Annotated in this window: 16 protein-coding genes, 1 other RNA gene and 1 pseudogene; 14 read left to right on the top strand and 4 right to left on the bottom strand. The window is 28.1% G+C overall.

Features of this window, described 5'->3' with window-relative positions; all coding sequences use genetic code 11:
- Positions 1–344 precede the first annotated feature (344 nt).
- The 3 genes from LLF98_RS11000 to ffs all read left to right on the top strand — a co-directional run bounded on the left by LLF98_RS11000 (position 345) and on the right by ffs (position 3,257).
- Positions 345–1,370 carry an AI-2E family transporter gene (locus LLF98_RS11000; RefSeq protein WP_291703498.1) on the top strand — a complete coding sequence of 342 codons (1,026 nt, stop codon included), beginning with the start codon at positions 345–347 and terminating at the stop codon, positions 1,368–1,370.
- A 419-nt stretch (positions 1,371–1,789) separates the two neighbouring features.
- Positions 1,790–2,428, top strand: coding sequence for a TIGR01906 family membrane protein (locus tag LLF98_RS10995; RefSeq protein WP_291703496.1), 639 nt, complete (start codon positions 1,790–1,792; stop codon positions 2,426–2,428).
- Positions 2,429–2,990: 562 nt separating this feature from the next.
- Positions 2,991–3,257: signal recognition particle sRNA large type (gene ffs / locus LLF98_RS10990), an RNA gene on the top strand.
- Positions 3,258–3,404: 147 nt separating this feature from the next.
- Here ffs and LLF98_RS10985 read toward each other — a convergent pair.
- The 3 genes and pseudogenes from LLF98_RS10985 to LLF98_RS10970 form a co-directional block, all read right to left on the bottom strand.
- A pseudogene (locus tag LLF98_RS10985) lies at positions 3,405–3,686 on the bottom strand (fumarylacetoacetate hydrolase family protein); the annotation flags it as partial.
- 357 nt (positions 3,687–4,043) lie between these two features.
- Positions 4,044–4,535, bottom strand: a complete 492-nt coding sequence (locus LLF98_RS10975; protein ID WP_291703495.1) for a dihydrofolate reductase — start codon at positions 4,533–4,535, stop codon at positions 4,044–4,046.
- A gap of 64 nt (positions 4,536–4,599) precedes the next feature.
- The gene (locus LLF98_RS10970) at positions 4,600–5,391 is read right to left on the bottom strand and encodes a thymidylate synthase (protein ID WP_291703494.1); all 792 of its coding nucleotides are present in this window, start codon (positions 5,389–5,391) and stop codon (positions 4,600–4,602) included.
- A 348-nt stretch (positions 5,392–5,739) separates the two neighbouring features.
- On the opposite strand from LLF98_RS10970, the gene dnaX reads away from it, so the two are divergent.
- The 11 genes from dnaX (at position 5,740) to LLF98_RS10915 (ending at position 14,778) form a co-directional block, all read left to right on the top strand.
- The gene (gene dnaX / locus LLF98_RS10965) at positions 5,740–7,392 is read left to right on the top strand and encodes a DNA polymerase III subunit gamma/tau (protein ID WP_291703492.1); all 1,653 of its coding nucleotides are present in this window, start codon (positions 5,740–5,742) and stop codon (positions 7,390–7,392) included.
- A gap of 92 nt (positions 7,393–7,484) precedes the next feature.
- Positions 7,485–7,826: a YbaB/EbfC family nucleoid-associated protein gene (locus LLF98_RS10960; protein ID WP_291703489.1), complete on the top strand. Its 342-nt coding sequence runs from the start codon at positions 7,485–7,487 to the stop codon at positions 7,824–7,826.
- Between the two features lie 124 nt (positions 7,827–7,950).
- A complete protein-coding gene (recR, locus tag LLF98_RS10955) occupies positions 7,951–8,547 on the top strand; it encodes a recombination mediator RecR (RefSeq protein WP_291703508.1) in 597 nt (198 codons plus the stop codon).
- Positions 8,548–8,781: 234 nt separating this feature from the next.
- Positions 8,782–9,060 carry a YaaL family protein gene (locus tag LLF98_RS10950; protein WP_291703487.1) on the top strand — a complete coding sequence of 93 codons (279 nt, stop codon included), beginning with the start codon at positions 8,782–8,784 and terminating at the stop codon, positions 9,058–9,060.
- Between the two features lie 21 nt (positions 9,061–9,081).
- The gene (locus tag LLF98_RS10945) at positions 9,082–9,351 is read left to right on the top strand and encodes a pro-sigmaK processing inhibitor BofA family protein (protein ID WP_291703485.1); all 270 of its coding nucleotides are present in this window, start codon (positions 9,082–9,084) and stop codon (positions 9,349–9,351) included.
- Between the two features lie 377 nt (positions 9,352–9,728).
- Positions 9,729–11,015, top strand: coding sequence for a CHAP domain-containing protein (locus LLF98_RS10940; protein ID WP_291703483.1), 1,287 nt, complete (start codon positions 9,729–9,731; stop codon positions 11,013–11,015).
- A 60-nt stretch (positions 11,016–11,075) separates the two neighbouring features.
- Positions 11,076–11,198, top strand: coding sequence for a hypothetical protein (locus LLF98_RS10935; RefSeq protein ID WP_291703481.1), 123 nt, complete (start codon positions 11,076–11,078; stop codon positions 11,196–11,198).
- On the top strand, positions 11,195–11,425 hold the full coding sequence (locus tag LLF98_RS10930; protein WP_366512100.1) for a M13-type metalloendopeptidase: 231 nt from the start codon (positions 11,195–11,197) through the stop codon (positions 11,423–11,425). Before LLF98_RS10935 ends, LLF98_RS10930 begins: the two co-directional genes overlap by 4 nt.
- Positions 11,426–11,489: 64 nt before the next feature.
- On the top strand, positions 11,490–11,669 hold the full coding sequence (locus LLF98_RS10925; protein ID WP_291703480.1) for a hypothetical protein: 180 nt from the start codon (positions 11,490–11,492) through the stop codon (positions 11,667–11,669).
- Between the two features lie 923 nt (positions 11,670–12,592).
- A complete protein-coding gene (locus tag LLF98_RS10920; RefSeq protein WP_291703477.1) occupies positions 12,593–13,501 on the top strand; it encodes a D-2-hydroxyacid dehydrogenase in 909 nt (302 codons plus the stop codon).
- A 20-nt stretch (positions 13,502–13,521) separates the two neighbouring features.
- On the top strand, positions 13,522–14,778 hold the full coding sequence (locus LLF98_RS10915; RefSeq protein WP_291703475.1) for a DUF1015 family protein: 1,257 nt from the start codon (positions 13,522–13,524) through the stop codon (positions 14,776–14,778).
- Between the two features lie 869 nt (positions 14,779–15,647).
- Here LLF98_RS10915 and LLF98_RS10910 read toward each other — a convergent pair.
- Entirely contained in the window at positions 15,648–16,340 is a 693-nt protein-coding gene (locus LLF98_RS10910; RefSeq protein WP_291703473.1) for a 5'-methylthioadenosine/adenosylhomocysteine nucleosidase, read from the bottom strand.
- Between the last annotated feature and the right edge of the window lie 834 nt (positions 16,341–17,174).

Genomic DNA, 17,174 nt, shown 5'->3' with positions numbered 1-17,174 from the left:
AAGTAAAAATCTAGAAAAGCTGATAGTATAAGCTATTGGTATTATATTGAGGTTGGTTCGACCTTGTAAGCTTGGGTAAACTTGTAGCAGTAGCTATATTGATCAAGAAGCTTCGAAGTCTTTAGCTTCGAGGTAGTTCACTATTTATACATCTCATGTTTCAACTTATTATTTAAAAATTAAGTAAAGCAATTTTAAGATAGTTATATCCCTAAATTATTTACATGGAAAGGTAAAACTGTTAGTATAAATATAGGAATATTTTTAGGGAAGATTTAAGATATTTGTATAGGCTATTCAAATTAAAATTCAAAAGTATAAGATATGTAAGGAGTAAAAAGTTGATGCATAATATGATGCAAATTTTAAAAAGCCAAGTCTTTAAAAGATTTATAACATTATTAATAGTATTTATATTTTTATACGCAATGAAAGGTATGCTTAATTTGATGCTTCTAACTTTTGTATTTATATATTTAATTAATAATGTTTCTAAATTTTTAATAAATAAGCTTGATGATAAAATAAGGATAAATTATAAAGTAATGATATTAACAGTTTCTTTAGTTGTGACAGGTATGTTATTTATAATAATAATAGATTTTTTGCCATTAGTTATTCACGAATTTAAACAGGTTGTTAGGCAAGTAAATGAAATATATAGTTCTCCACAAAATAATCAAATTATTAATTTAATAAAAGAAAAATTAGACCAAATTTATGGACGTATATTTTCAACAGAAGGTATAAATTATATTATACAATCCATCTCAAATATAGGGAAAATAGGAATTAATATTATAATCGCTTTGATTTTAAGTATTTTTTTCCTTTTGGAAAAAGACAGGATAATCCAATTTACATGTAAATTTAGGAAAAGTAAGATTTCTTCAATTTGTAGTGAACTTGAATTTTTTGGGAAAAAATTTATTTCTTCCTTTGGTAAAGTTATAGAAGTTCAAATTGTTATAGCTACGATTAATGGAATACTTTCTACTATTGGATTATGGATAATTGGATTTCCGCATCTATTGGGATTTGGAATGATGATCATGTTGCTTGGTCTTATTCCTGTAGTGGGAGTAATAATATCATTAATACCATTAAGTATAGTTGCTTTTAATAATGGAGGATTAGTTCAGGTAGCATATGTACTTATAATGATTGCACTGCTTCATGCAATTGAAACATATATATTAAATCCAAAGTTAATGGCAGCCAAAACTAAGCTTCCTATATTTTATACACTAAGTATACTTATAGTATCAGAACATATTGCTGGAGTTTTAGGATTGATTGTGGGAATTCCTGTTTTTATGTTTATATTAGACATAATTGAAGTACCATACTTTAATAAAAATAATGATTAATACTTTTTGAATTCTTTTGCAAGTGTTATACCTCAATTAGGTTTAGCTAATGTGGAGAAAAATATAATTTAATATATTTAGAAGTTACAAATAAAAAAGTTTATGAGTTTTAAAGCATAAATTTTTTTATTATATATTAGAGATGCGATTAATATGGTAAAGAATTTTTATGATGCTATAGCTGACAGGTGTTTATTTTACAAGGTATACCAATAACTATAAATTAATTGCTTAAATGCTCTTTGGAAAACCAACTGTAACACATGATGAAAAGAAATTGGATCCATTAGAAAACTGCATAAAAGTATTTAAATAATAAGATAATGCATTAAATAGCATGAGGTTATTTACTATTTTGAAATACTTTTAACGCTAATTAAGGAAGTGAATATAGCATAGATAAGAACAATAATTTAAGAGTGCTAAGGATAATTTTTAAGATTTTTAGAGAGATATTTTATGCAATTTCTATTATCGCTATTGCAGTTTTAGGAGTTCTAAATACAACAATTGTATATAGATATGTAATACATAAATATGAACTATCTAATTACACTGGATTATCAACAGAAATATTGATGGATAATTATAAAAGAATAATTTACTATGTTCAAAATCCATTGAGTAAGGAACTAATACTTAATAATTTATCCATGAGCAATTTTGGGAAAATTCATTTTTTTGAGGTAAAACAAATATTCATATCTCTATATATAATTAGTATTGTTTTTATTAGTATAATAATTTTTAAAATTGTAACTAATAGAAATAATAATTTAGGGAAAAGAATTATAAAAATGTTTAATAATAGTGTAAATATAATAGCTTTAATGGTGATATCTATATCGACAATGGCAGTAATAGATTTCTCTAAAACATTTTACTTTTTTCATAAAATATTTTTTAGAAACGATTATTGGATTTTTGATCCGATAGCGGATCCAATAATAAATGCATTGCCTGAAGAACTTTTTATGATTGAAATAATATTAATAATAAGTTTATTAATATTATTTACTATAGTTATTAAAGTACTTCGCTTAAAAAATAAAGATTAGGCACGTGAAAGAAAATGAAAAGTCAAAATAGACTAGAATATTGAATTGTTAAAAAGTAAGTATAAAGGCATTTGAAAAGTGAGTATTCTGAGTATTTTAAGTGTGGAAGATGATTAAGAAAAAGATAGAGTAATTGGAACTAGTATTGAAGCTTTTGATTTAAAAGTTAAGAGATTTGTAAGAACATATTAAAAGTAATGTAAGGACTATGTTTTATAATTAAAAGGTTAAGTGATTTTATATAGGATTGGATAATAAAAATTTATGGAGGAATAATAATGGATTATATTATAGGAAAAAATTTAATATAAAGCCTAAAAGAATATCCTTGAATTTGAGATTTTTATATGTTATCATTAACAAGTATCAAAAATAACATTTAGTAAAAAAGCATTAATAAGAGGAATTAATACTCCAAAAGATATTAATGTATAGTAATATAACTAAATAAAATTTTTGAATTAAAACAGAAGCAATGATTAACATGGTTTGGCGTCCACTGGGGACGGAGATTTTCTTTGATGAAAGTCTTGAGGTTCAAACCCTCAACATTCCACCATTGCCATGCTAGATGGGGAGTCAGCGGTGCCCTGTAACCTGCAATCCGCTATAGCAGGATTTAATTCCTCGCTTAGATATTAGCAATCTATAGTCTGACTTTTGTAAGTGGTGTTGATGACTGGGTCCCACGCAATGGAAGCCCATGAACCTCGTCAGATCTGGAAGGAAGCAGCGATAAGTGGTTCCTTTCATGTGCCGTGGATCAATCTGGTCTGAGCTAACTGCAGAAGTAACGTATGGAGAACTAATAACAAAGCGAGGTGCATGGTTTATTTTAATGTTTAATTATAACTAAGAATTTTAATTAGGTTATTCTTCAATAGGATTAACATAGGACACACAATAGGATAAGAAAATGAGGGCATTTCATTTATGAAATACCCTCATTTTCTTTCTATTTATAATGAAACTCTATTCATATTCGTTCACTGAGTAAGTTCGAGTACGCAAATATAAAATGCTCACAAAGAAAGTTCGACTTGCTTTCACATTCTACTAAATCTCCAGCTTTTAAAAATCCTGGTGGTTCAAAGCCCATTCCTACACCAGCAGGAGTTCCCATAGCAATAATTGTCCAAGCCTTTAAAGTAACTCCTTGAGATAATTCATCCTTAGTAACAATGCAAGGTGCCATTGGTATAAACCCATCTAAGCTCTTACCAAAGTACCATTGCTTATGTCTTGTTTGCAGGTTTCTGAACTAACATCATTCATAAATGAAAATTATTTATCCTATTTGTTGTGGCGTCGATGTTCACAAAACTTTTCTTGTTGCTACAATTATTACTTCAAATGGTATTACATCCCATTACTCAAAAAAGAGATTCTCAACTTTGAATCCATGCCATTTTTTTAGATTTACTTTAGAGCTGTAGTAAGAGTCAACAAATAGTCTGAAAAGCTCTTTAAAAGCTTCAGATGAAATATTCTGTCTCGCTTTTGAAAATTCTCTTTTTTTTACTTATTTCTTAAGTTAACGACATTGGACGTTCGGGTGTATTTTTCACGCTAAAGTCCTCAATATTATAAGTTTCAGTGAGATATATCCATAGGGTTAGTTTCTTATTAGATCTATAAATGTATAATTAAGACCATTTTTTTCATCAATAAATTGTTCAGAAATATAGTCTGCTTTAAATTCATCATAATTAATTTCAGGAAAATATGTATCACCTTCAAAAGTCTCATCTATCTTAGTTAGATAGATTTTTTGTGTATAAGGAAGTAATTGTTTGTAAATTTCTGCACCACCAATTACAAAGATTTCATCTTCACATTTTAAATATTTTTCAAGTAATGAATTTAGGTCATGAACTATTGTTACTTTATCTGAGTCAACCTTAAAGTTTTCGTCTCTAGTTACAACTATATGCTCTCTATTTGGCAAGATTCCAGGTAGTGATTCAAAAGTTTTTCTACCCATAATCATTTTTTTGTTAGAAGTATTTCTTTTAAATCTTTTTAAATCTTCTGAGATATGCCATAACAATTTATTATCTTTGCCAATAACATTATTTTTTGCGACAGCAACACTTATTGATATCATTTGTCATTCCTCCTTGAATTTTTATAGATAACTGAATAAGTAAATTTTCAATAGAGCATCTTCATTATACTGATACTTCCATCTTAATTGCTTCATGATGTTCATAGCCCTCAAGTTTTATATCATCAGGTGTAAAATCATAGAAATCTTTAATTTCAGGATTAATCCAAAGCTTAGGAGCATTATATGCATCATTTTTTCTTTTTAATTGAATTTTCATGCCTTCAATTTGATTTTCATATATATGAGCATTATTTATAACATGAGTAAATAGCCCTGGTTTAAGTCCAGTAACTTGAGCTAGTAAATGAACTAGTACAGCATATTGGCTAGTATTAAATGGAACACCAAGTGGCCAATCACCACTTCTTTGTACGAGCATACAGTTAAGTTTGCCATCTGTTACATCCCACATTGTAAGGAAACAGCAAGGATACAATGCACCTCCATCTAGATATGGGATTTGCCATAAATTAAGCATCATTCTTCTGTCTTGAGGATTATTTTTTAAAGCATCTATTAATTTATCGATTTGATTAAACTTTTTAATAACCCAACCATAAGAGGTTCCTATAGTCCCATCATCCATCATCCATTCATCCCAAATTTTAACATTTTGTACTTGAAGATCTTTTACACTATTTGATTGGTCTTTAAAAATCCATAAAAGTTCTTTAACAGCAGTTTTGAATGCTACAAATTTAGTTGTTAGTATAGGGAATTCCTTTTCTAAATTAAATTGCATGATTTGATGAGGTAATTTATAAGTTGAGACTCCGGTTCTATTGTTATCAAAGTATCCATTTTCTAATATGTCATTAGCAATAGATAAGTATTTGTCATCATATAAACTCATTTTTATGTATTCCTCCTAGTTATCATGTAAATTTTAAATAATTTTTTAAATATATTCTTTAATTATTTTAGCACATAATAATCACTTAACAAAGTCAATAAAGAATGAATAAAATTTCTTGGATTAGCCTATGATATGAGATACAGTTTGCTATATTAATATAGTGTACTATTTATATGCAGAAGTAATGATATAAATATTTACTAAGCTCTTATACTAATTATTGATTTAGTAGTGTATAATAAGTTTATATTTAAGGCAAATTTAAAAAATAACAGACCAATATACTACGCATCTTTGGGCTGTTATTTTCTTCATGTGTCTAAGAAAATAGCGAGGTGGTAGCTTGTGGGTTATACAGCACTATATAGAGAGTGGAGACCGAGGACTTTTGAAGATGTTGTTGGGCAAGAACACATAACGACAACATTAAAAAATGAAATTTTAAATGATAGAATCGCACATGCTTATCTTTTCTGTGGAACAAGAGGAACAGGAAAGACATCCACTGCAAAAATAATGGCAAAAGCAGTAAATTGTCTTGATTTACATAATGGAGAGCCATGTAATAAGTGCAAAATGTGCATAAAGATAAATGAAGGATTAGCCATTGATGTAACAGAACTTGATGCAGCTTCTAATAATGGTATTGATAAGATTAGAGATATTATAGATGACACTAAGTATCCGCCACAAGAAGCTAAATATAAAATATATATAATGGATGAAGTTCATATGCTATCAGTTGGAGCCGTTAATGCATTTTTAAAAACGTTAGAAGAACCGCCTAAAAATGTAATATTCATATTGGCAACTACAGACCCTCAGAAATTGCCTATAACAATTTTATCTAGATGCCAAAGATTTGATTTTAAGAGAATAAATCAAAAAGTGATTTCGAATTTGCTTAGAAGAATCACCGATGCTCAAAATATAAATTATGAACAAAAAAGTTTAGATTTAATTGCAAGAGTATGTGATGGTGCACTGAGAGATGCAGTAAGTATATTAGATCAAGCAATTGCTATGGGAGAAAAACAAATTAATTACGAGGATTTAGTCAGCATATTAGGACTTGTAACTAATGAGTATTTATTTGATATAACTTATGCAATTATAGATAGAAGCATTGAAAAAGCAATGGTTATAATTGATAAGCTTGTGTACGCAGGTAAGGATATGCAATTATTTATCAAAGACTTAATAGCTCACTTTAGAAATTTACTCATGGTTAAGGTTACAAATAATCCAGAAGAAGTTTTAGATATGTCTCTAGAGAATATTTCAATGGTTAAGGAACAAGGTAGCAAAATCAGAGTAGAAGAAATAATGAGGGCTATTAGAATACTTCAAGATGCTGAAATTAATTCAAAGGCAAGTAAACAAAGTAGATTATATTTAGAACTTGCTATTATAAGGATGTGTAAAATTGAATATGATACTTCAAATGAAGTTATATTATTAAGAATAAATAAGCTTGAAGAATCATTAAAAAGTGGAAAAATACAAATGGCTAAAGTGGAAGTAAGTGATGAAATTTTAGATTCTACACATACTAACATGGATACTGCTACAAATGATAGTAATAAAATTAAAAAAACTATAACTAAAAATAATGTTAATGGTAGTAATAAAGAAAGGTTCCAGGTAAATGCTAATTCGACATTAACTCTTGATGACGTTGGTAGAGCATGGACTGAAATATTAGAAAAATTTAAAGCAAAAAGAGCAATGATTGTTTATGCATCAATTGTTACAGCTAAACTTCACAGTTTTAAGGGTGGAGTAGTTACGTTAGAATATGAAGCAATGTATGCATTTAATAAAGATAGATTACAAAAATCAGAATATAGAGATATTGTAAATGCTGTATTTTCCGAAACACTAAAAGAAAAAATAATAGTAGATTATGTGGTGAAAAAAGATAAAGAAGATAAAGATAAAGAAGAATTATTAAAGCAAGCAATAGACGGAATACCATTCGAGATATATGATGAATAATATTAGAGCATTGTGAATTGATTGAGCTTGAGTATTAATAAAAGATGTTTTATAATTAAGAAATGAAATTGAAGAAAGAGGAGGATTTTTTTATGGCAAAAGGTGGATTTCCAGGAGGTTTTGGCGGCGGAAATATCAATAATCTTATGAAGCAAGCACAAAAGATGCAAAAGCAAATGGAAGATATGCAAAAGGAACTTGAAGCAAAAGAGTTTGAAGCATCAGTAGGTGGCGGCGCTGTAGTGGTAAAGATAAATGGTAAAAAAGAAGTAACAGCAATGAATATAAAGCCAGAAGTTGTAGATGCAGATGATATAGAAATGCTTGAAGACTTAATAATGAGTGCAGTTAATGAAGCATTGAAAAGGGTAGAAGAAGAATCTGCAAGCAAAATGGGTAAGTTAACAGGTGGAATGCCAGGCGGATTATTCTAAGAATAATGTGATAACAGTTAGCATACAGAATTGTTGGTTTATCCTTCAATATGTATGCTTTTTTGTAATAATAATAGTATATTGATAACTGAAGTTTGAAATTAAAGGAGAAACTTGAATTATGATGGACTTTTATCCAGTAGCCATAGAAAGATTAATAGAAGAATTTGCAAAATTGCCAAGTATAGGGCAAAAGACTGCTCAAAGATTAACTTTACATATTCTAAATCTTCCAGATGATGAAGTGAGAGAATTTGCAAATGCATTAGTTAAAGCAAGGGGGACAATTAAATATTGTTCTGTATGTGGAAATTTTACAGATAAAGATCCTTGCCCATTATGTGATAACCCCAATAGGGAAAAGGGAACTATATGTGTTGTAGAACAGCCAAAGGATATTATGACAATGGAGAAAGTTAAAGAATATAATGGTGTATATCATGTATTACATGGAAATATATCTCCAATGCAAGGAAGAGGCCCTCAAGATATTAGAATTAGAGAGCTTGTTTCAAGAATGAGTGAAGATGTAAAGGAAGTAATATTAGCAACTAATCCCAATATAGAAGGAGAAGCAACTGCAATGTATATATCTAAGGTACTTAAGCCTCTTGACATAAAGGTAACTAGAATTGCATCTGGAATACCTGTTGGTGGTGATTTAGATTATGCTGATGAAGTTACATTATCTAAAGCTCTAGAGGGAAGAAAAGAACTTTAGGAATGTTTTAAAAAATAGAGGAACCTAAAAATATTAGGCTCCTAGATAAAGTGTTATATAAATGGGAGCTAGAAGTTTTTGTATGACATGAGTGAAAAGCTTCTTATAGAACATAGTATATGGATAAACTTAAAAAGTGTTACAATCATAAAAGAACTTATAAAACTCAAAAACATGTATAATCCTTCCAGTATATGGATAAAATAGTAAAAAGAAGTTTTTGGAGGGATTTACATGAATAAAAAAAATATTATTGAACACCTGATGAATAAGAATTATAACCCAAATGTGTATTCGAAATTAATGGAAGATATGGAAAATGCAAAAATGGAAATAAGTGTAGCTCGTAGTATGTTTAATAATGTTAACGATGACAAATTAATAGAAGTAGCGATTTACTCAGAAAATGTTGCAAGAAAAAGATATGATTACTTATTATCTATAGCAAGAGAGATAGGAATAAGTGTGGGATATGAGTATATAGTTGAAAAAAGTGTACAAATTGCTGAATAAATAAAGTGGGGGAAGTTAAATATGGATGGACAAAGTCTAATATATGGATTGGCAGGAATAGTAATATTATTTCTAGTGATAAAATTATTAAAGTGGCCAATAAAAATAATTATAAATGGAATAATAGGAGTTGTTATATTATATGCAGTAAATTTTATAATTGCAAATCTTAGTTTAGTGGGCATAAATGTTAATTTCTCATTAGCAATTAATCCAATTACAGCTCTGATAGCAGGATTTTTTGGAGTTCCAGGTGTTGCTGTGTTAATTATAATAGGACTGTTTTTGTGATTAAATTTAGAAATTTTGGGTTAGAGGAATTTAGGAAGTTGCAAAATTTAATAGTAGTAAGTAGAAAAGTGCCTGTCTATCAGAAATATAAAAAGAAAACTTTTTATAATTAATGGACAGGCACTTTTATTGTTTTTAGGTGTTTAAATTAATATAATTAAATTTGTTAAATAATTAATTTTGAGGTAATATTTAATATATAAGAATCAATTCACAATTAATGGGAAAATCCCTAGAAGTTTTGAAAAAATATATTTTGAGAATTATTATTTTAATTTTATAATTTAAACTTTAAAGAAGTACTTAATTTAACTGATAACAGAATTATATCTGACAAATAAATTATAAAAAAATTTATAAAAAGGGGAGAATAATAAGTGAAGAAGGAATTTATTAAAAAGATAATAAGAGTAGGAATTGCAACGTTAATAATAACAAATATGTATTATATACCAGCTTCAGCTAAATGGGTTAATGATTCAAAAAATAATTGGAACTGGATAGAAAATGAAGTTAGGGCTACTGGATGGAAACAAATTAATGAAAAGTGGTATTACTTTAATGAAGATGGGGTAATGAGAATTGGTTGGCTTAATTACAATGGAAAATGGTACAACCTATCTAATGGTGGAACAATGGAAATAGGTTGGAAACAAATTGATGGAAAGTGGTATTATTTTAGCGCAGATGGAATAATGAGTATTGGCTGGATTGATGATAATGGTTCTCGATATTTTACTAATTCTAGTGGAGAAATGCAAACAGGAACTCTTGGAATTGACGGTCAAGTCTACATTTTTTCCAATAGTGGAGCGCTGTTAAATGAAAAAGAAACAATTCAAAACACACAATCGGAATTAGAGGTTCTAAGTAATGGAAAGAGTAATAATCAAGAGCGTGTGGCATATGTTTCTACTAACAGTAATTGCTTAAATATTCGTTCAGAAGCATCAATTTCTTCGGACGTGATAGGAACATTGTTAAATGGTGAAGAAATTAAAATTATTGATGAGGAAAAAGATGGCTTTTATAATACGATTGCTAATGGAACAAAAGGTTGGGTGAAATCAGAATGGGTTAGTTTTGAAAAACTAGCACAGAAACCTATAAATGAAGATATTAACATAACTTTAAATGGCGATTCCAAGGAAGAAATAGATTCTGTTAATGATGAGAATATAGATTCAGGAAATGACTTAAAAAAAGGCGAGATAAGGGATATTGATCCAAGTTTGAATAATAAACATTATTATTCAGATATGAATCTTTTTTATAAAGTGAGGCTTTCACCGCCATTTTCTAGTGGCGGAAAATTGATCAAAGGTAATTGTACATGGTATGCTTGGGGGCGTGCTTGGGAAATTACTGGAATTCGTCCAAATGATGCAGGATTTAAAGGTAATGCTTACGAGTGGTGGGAAGCAAATAAAAAAAGTGGTAAATATCAATATGGATCTGAACCTAGAGTTGGATCTATTGCAGTATGGAAATCTGAATTGCCGAATTCTGGAGGATGTGGGCATGTTGCAGTTGTAGAAAAATTTGAGAATGGCAAGATTTATATATCTGAATCCATGTGGCACGGAGTAACTTTTAAATATAGAGAAATATATGATACAAGTTATTTATACGGTTATATTTATTTGGACAAGCCTAATTATTAATCAAAGTACAACTATATAGTTGTTCGTATTGACCTCATAAGGGATATTATAAATAATATATTGTATATAAGCGCCACAGGACTTAGCTTAGGAGATCCAGATGAATATACTAATCCTACAGAAAGTACTATTAGAAATAAAAAATCAACTGAACAATTTACTGAGAAGGCTCAAAAAATATAAGATTTCTATGGTCAAATAGAAACTATGATGCAACTATTTGGCGTCAAATAACAATCAACGAATATGCAGAGTATGCACTAAGTTTAGATGTTCATTCATCTAATAAATTTAGAGTAAATGCAGTTTTACCACAATTTCAAAAATTTTATGATACCTATAGAATTACAGAAAATATGATATGTATGTTAAACCATGGGATAGACTTGGAATTTGGTAAAGAAATTTGACATTCGCGAGCTTTAAGTTAATATTGAATTAATATATTAAATTCAAAGGAGTAGTGATATTATTATGCCAGCAGGTAATGGAGTAAACTGTGGAGATTGTATAGAAATAAAACAAGGAAAATGTAATGGTCAAGATTTAACTTGTTTATGTTATAAATGTCCAAGAAAATTAGCTCAATGCATGTGCGTTAAGTATTGTAGGGAAACAGAATCAGTATTATATTTTGACGATGAAGATAATTAAAATTTTTGATTATGAAGACTAACTATTCAACATCCAACATTAAATATAGAGAAATATTTGTTGAATTTTGTTTTATCTAATTTAAATAAAATATTTATACATATCAATAATAATATTATTATGTTATGAAAAAGTTAAATATTGATAAAATTAAATAACGACTAACAACGGAGTTATTACACAGTCAGAATGTGTTTAATGACTCCATTAATATATTAAATATTTTTAACATATATGGAAGCACTCTCGGTATAAATAAAAGTAATATATGTGAGGATAATAATTTCCACTAAATTTTATAAATTTTTAATTATTAAATAGAATTTTTTATGGAGCAAGATATTCTTTTATATTTGATAATTAAAAGGTTTTAGAGTTATGGTGATTATAGTAAATCTTATTTTTATTGGATAAGATACAGTTGGATATCAAATAAATAAAGATTTGAGAAATTTTTAAAACAATTATATTTATATCGTGGCAAAAAAATATAAAACTATTAATTAAAATTGTATTTTAAAGAACAAAGTCTTGAATTGATAGCGAATAAGTAGTAAAATATAAAAAATAAGTATTAAGTATATAAATTAAATAAATGAGATAAAATACTAAATTGATAATTAACAAAAATAAAATCAATTTTAGGGCTAGAGTTTATTTTTTTTTTGCACTATAATTCAGATAGTTTTGATAGGATATGTATTTTTTTGAGTTTTGAAGTTTTATTATTTTTAAATTTCTATAAAATATATATACCGATATTTGGCATGAAAAGCCTAAGAGTTAATAACTAATGGGGTAGTATTTTGTGTGAAAAATATAAAAAATAATATATAATAACAATATACAAGGAATAAAATCCTGTATTGTAAGAATAAATAATTAGTAATAAGCGTATTTAAATTAAGGGGGATTTTTTTAAAATGATTAGAGTATTAACAAACGACGGATTAGAAAGTGCATCAATTGATGCATTAAAAGCATTAGGTGCAGAGGTTATCAATGAACATTTTGAACAAGACGTATTAGGAGAAAAATTAAAAGATTTCGATGCAATAGTTATTAGATCAGCTACTACTCTTACTTCTGATGTATTTAAAGCAGAAGAAGGTGGAAATTTAAAATTAGCTATCAGAGCTGGTGTTGGAATAGATAATATAGATATTCCTGCTGGAGAAAGTATTGGAGTAACTGTAAGAAATACTCCATCAGCAAGTTCAGATTCAGTTGCAGAGCTTGCAATTGGTCATATGTTTGCATTAGCAAGATTTATTGCTATATCTAACTACACTATGAGAAATGGTGAATGGAATAAAAAGAAATACCAAGGCATTGAAATTGCAGGTAAAACACTTGGAATCGTTGGAATGGGAAGAATCGGTCAATCTTTAGCTAAGAAGGCTACTGCTTTAGGTATGACTGTTGTATATTATACAATTGAAGGAAAACATGATGATTTAGATTATGACTTTGTATCATTAGAAGAAGTATTAAAGACTTCAGACTTTATTTCACTTCATGTACCATATGACAAAGCAGCAGGTTCATTAATAGGAAAGAAAGAATTAGAATTAATGAAGAATACAGCATACCTTATTAACTGTGCTAGAGGTAAAGTTGTTGATGAAGCAGCATTAATTGAAGCTCTTGATAATGGAGAAATTGCTGGAGCTGGTATTGATGTATTTGAACAAGAACCAACTAAGAATGAAACATTAATTAACCATGCAAAAGTTAGTGTTACACCACATATTGGAGCTGCAACTGAAGAAGCTCAAACAAGAATTGGTGAGGAAGTAGTTTCAGTAATTAAAGAATTCTTTAATCTATAATTATTTGGGAGGGATTTTTAATGGCGATAGTTAAAGCTTTTAAGGGAATAAGACCAGTTAAAGAATTAGCTTCAAAAATAGCGGCTTTACCTTATGATGTAATGAGTAGCGATGAAGCAAGAGAAATGGTAATAGGAAATCCACACTCATTTCTTCATGTTGATAAACCTGAAATAGATTTGGAGCCGTCAATAGACATACATGATCCAAAGGTTTATGAAAAGGCTAGAGAAAATCTTGATAGAATGATAACAGATGGGGAATATACTCAAGATGGAGAGCCATGCTTATACATATATAGACAAATAATGAATGGAAGATCTCAAACAGGAATAGTATTTTGTGCCTCTATCGATGATTATATGAATAATGTTATAAAAAAACATGAGTTTACTAGAGCAGATAAGGAACAAGATAGAATTAATCACGTTGATTATTGTGATGCGAATACTGGTCCAATTTTCTTAACATATAAAGAAGATCAAATTGCATCAGAAATAATAGATGCTTGGATTCAAAATGAGAGTAAGAGAAAACCTGTATATAATTTTGTAGCTGAGGATGGAATAAGCCATATTGTTTGGGTAATAGACAATGAAATTATTATAAATGAATTAATTGATTTGTTTAAAGAAATAGATTATTTATATATTGCAGATGGGCATCATAGATCAGCATCTGCTGTAAAAGTTGGAATTAAGAGAAGAACTGAAAATCCAAACTATACTGGAGATGAGGAATTTAATTACTTCTTAGCAGTTGCATTCCCAGATAATGATTTAATGGTTATGGATTATAACAGAGTAGTTAAAGATTTAAATGGGTTAACTAAAGATGAGTTAATAGGAAAACTTCAAGAAAAGTTTACTGTAACAGAATCGACTAATGAAGAACCAGTTAAACCAGCTAAAAAGCATACGTTTGGAATGTATGTAGAAAATAAATGGTATCTATTAGAAGCTAAAGATGGTATTTATAATACTGAAGATCCAATAGATAGTCTTGATGTTGCAATACTTCAAAACAACGTATTAACACCTATCTTAGGAATTGAAGATGTAAGAACATCAGATAGAATAGATTTTATTGGCGGAATAAGAGGTCTTAAAGAGCTTGAAAGAAGAGCAAATAAAGATATGAAGATAGCATTCTCAATGTACCCTACAGAAGTTAGCGATATAATGAGTGTTGCAGATATTGGAGAAGTAATGCCACCAAAATCAACATGGTTTGAACCAAAGCTTAGAAGCGGATTATTTGTGCATACGCTGAAATAATTGTCCTCCAATAATCTTTGGCGACATCATAAAAAAGATTGACTACGTGAGAAACAAGATTGAAGATTTTAGAGCAAAGGGACAAGAAATAAGGATCAAGAATATTGATTTTTATATTGAAATTTAAATAGAAAATAATTATAGGGATAAGATTAAAATATTGATTTTCAAGGCTTGAGAGAGTATTGAAATAAGATATTGAAAAATCTTATCCCTTTTCTGCAAACTTTATTATAAAAATCTGTGATTAATGTGGATGTATTGATGCTAAAAAAGATGGTTTTGTAGATAATTTTTCTCCAGACTTTATTATAAAGTAAGAAAATTGCGAAGATTGTATAAATGGTAAAATGTGATGGATAAAGGGTTTGAATAGTGTTGAAAATATAATGGGATCTGCAATCTTTTTTTAGAGAAATAGTAGCTGTTTCGATCTGATCATCTTTACTCCATCATAGGATAGAAGAGTTACAGTTTCTTGCGGTATGGTAGGGGCATACGAATCAATTAAAGATATTCATGAAATTATTAATATTATATTAAATTCTTTGTGATTAGTAATTATGTATATATCTTTATGGATTTTAATTATGTTGTCTTTAGGAATATATAATGACACTATTTTTAATTTATAAGATGAAGTTATATTTACAATTTCAAAAAATGAGGTTTTAGAAGCATTTGATACAAAAATAGTACAAACTTATAAAAATAAAGGTCATACTTTTGCTAAGTAATTTCATATCATGATGTAGCACTAAATATACCTGATTGTTAGTAAAACAGTATGTTTAACTAAGAGGTTAATATAACATGATTTAGAAACTATAGCAAGGGTATGGCCTTTATATTGTTCAAATGAATTGGATTTACATCATTTCAAGCATTTGTTTTAATATTCTAGTTGAATTTTTAACTGCAACTGGAATAAATTTTTGATAATCCATATGTGCTCCATTATTTGCATTGTCAGAAATTGATCTAATAACTACAAATGGAATTGAATTTAAGTAACAAACTTGAGCTATGCTAGCTCCTTCCATTTCACAAGAGATTGCACCAAATTCTTTATCAAGCCATTGGATTTTTTCGATATTTGCAACAAATTGATCTCCAGAAGCAATTCTACCTGTAAAGCTATTTAATTCTGAAATTTCCATGCAAGCCTTTTTAGCTAAAGCAACCATTTCCTCATCACATTTAAAATCAAAAGTATCAAGTCTTGGAATTTGACCCATCTTATCTCCAAAAGCTGTAGTGTCCATGTCGTGTTGAACTAAATTTTCAGCGATAACTATATCTCCAGGAAAAATTTCTTTTCCAATTCCACCTGCAACTCCAACATTTATAACTTTATCAACATTATATTCAGATGCTAATATTTGTGTACAAATAGCTGAGTTAACTTTACCAATTCCACAAACTACAGCTACAACATCCTTTCCATATAATTTACCTTTGTGAAAAATTATATTAGCTTTTTCTTTTTTCTCTTCAAGTTTTAAGTCTTTTAATAAAATTTCTAATTCCTCTGCCATGGCAGCAATTATTCCAATATTCATATGAATCCTCCTAAAATATAATTAAAATATATTATAATAAAGAAATTTCACACTAAAACTAATGAACGTTTAGTATTTATAGCGCAAAATATTAGTATAATTATATCATATTTAATTTTATTTTATCATAAATCTACATGAATAAAATTTATGGTTGAAGATGCAAATTTATTAAATTACCTTAAGATTATAGAAGATACCATGAAATAAAAATATTAAATATAAAAATTTCTAAATTACTATACTAAGTTGCAATAATAAAGTTATAATACAAAAAAATATACAAATATAAATCACCAAAATATAAAAAACTATAACAATACAAATAGAAAGTTATAGTTTATATGTTAAATAAAGATGATTTAAATGTTGAAATACAAGATATAAAAAGAGAAATGGGAAAAAATAAAAGTCTAAGAATGCATAAAAGATATATGGTTATACTTCGCCATCTACGGGTTATATTTGCTATGATAAGGTGGATAATACGTAAGTATTATCTTTACAGTTGTCTAAAATATTGTGTATCCTTTCTTATACTTTTTAGTTTGTGTTGATATTAACTATTAAAGCATAATTTAAAGGATACTTTTTTATTTTTATTAAATTAGACTTGTTATATAGACTAACTCTTATGTTCTTCAACAAATAATAGACGGTATTTGCATTAAATTATAAAATCTTTATCGCAACTTATATATATATGTTGCAAATTGGTTTCTACATTCGGATGCATAGCCTGTCTATTGTCTGAGTAGGAACCATATTTATGTTTCTTATAAACTTTTCAATTGAATTTCTAACTTGTGGTAAAGAATGATAAAATACATTGTT

Origin of the sequence: Clostridium sp. (genome assembly GCF_021372645.1) — a bacterium.
Classification (GTDB): domain Bacteria; phylum Bacillota; class Clostridia; order Clostridiales; family Clostridiaceae; genus Clostridium.
Note: the sequence above shows the minus strand (reverse complement) of the source record. Positions and strands in the feature narration are given on the sequence as shown.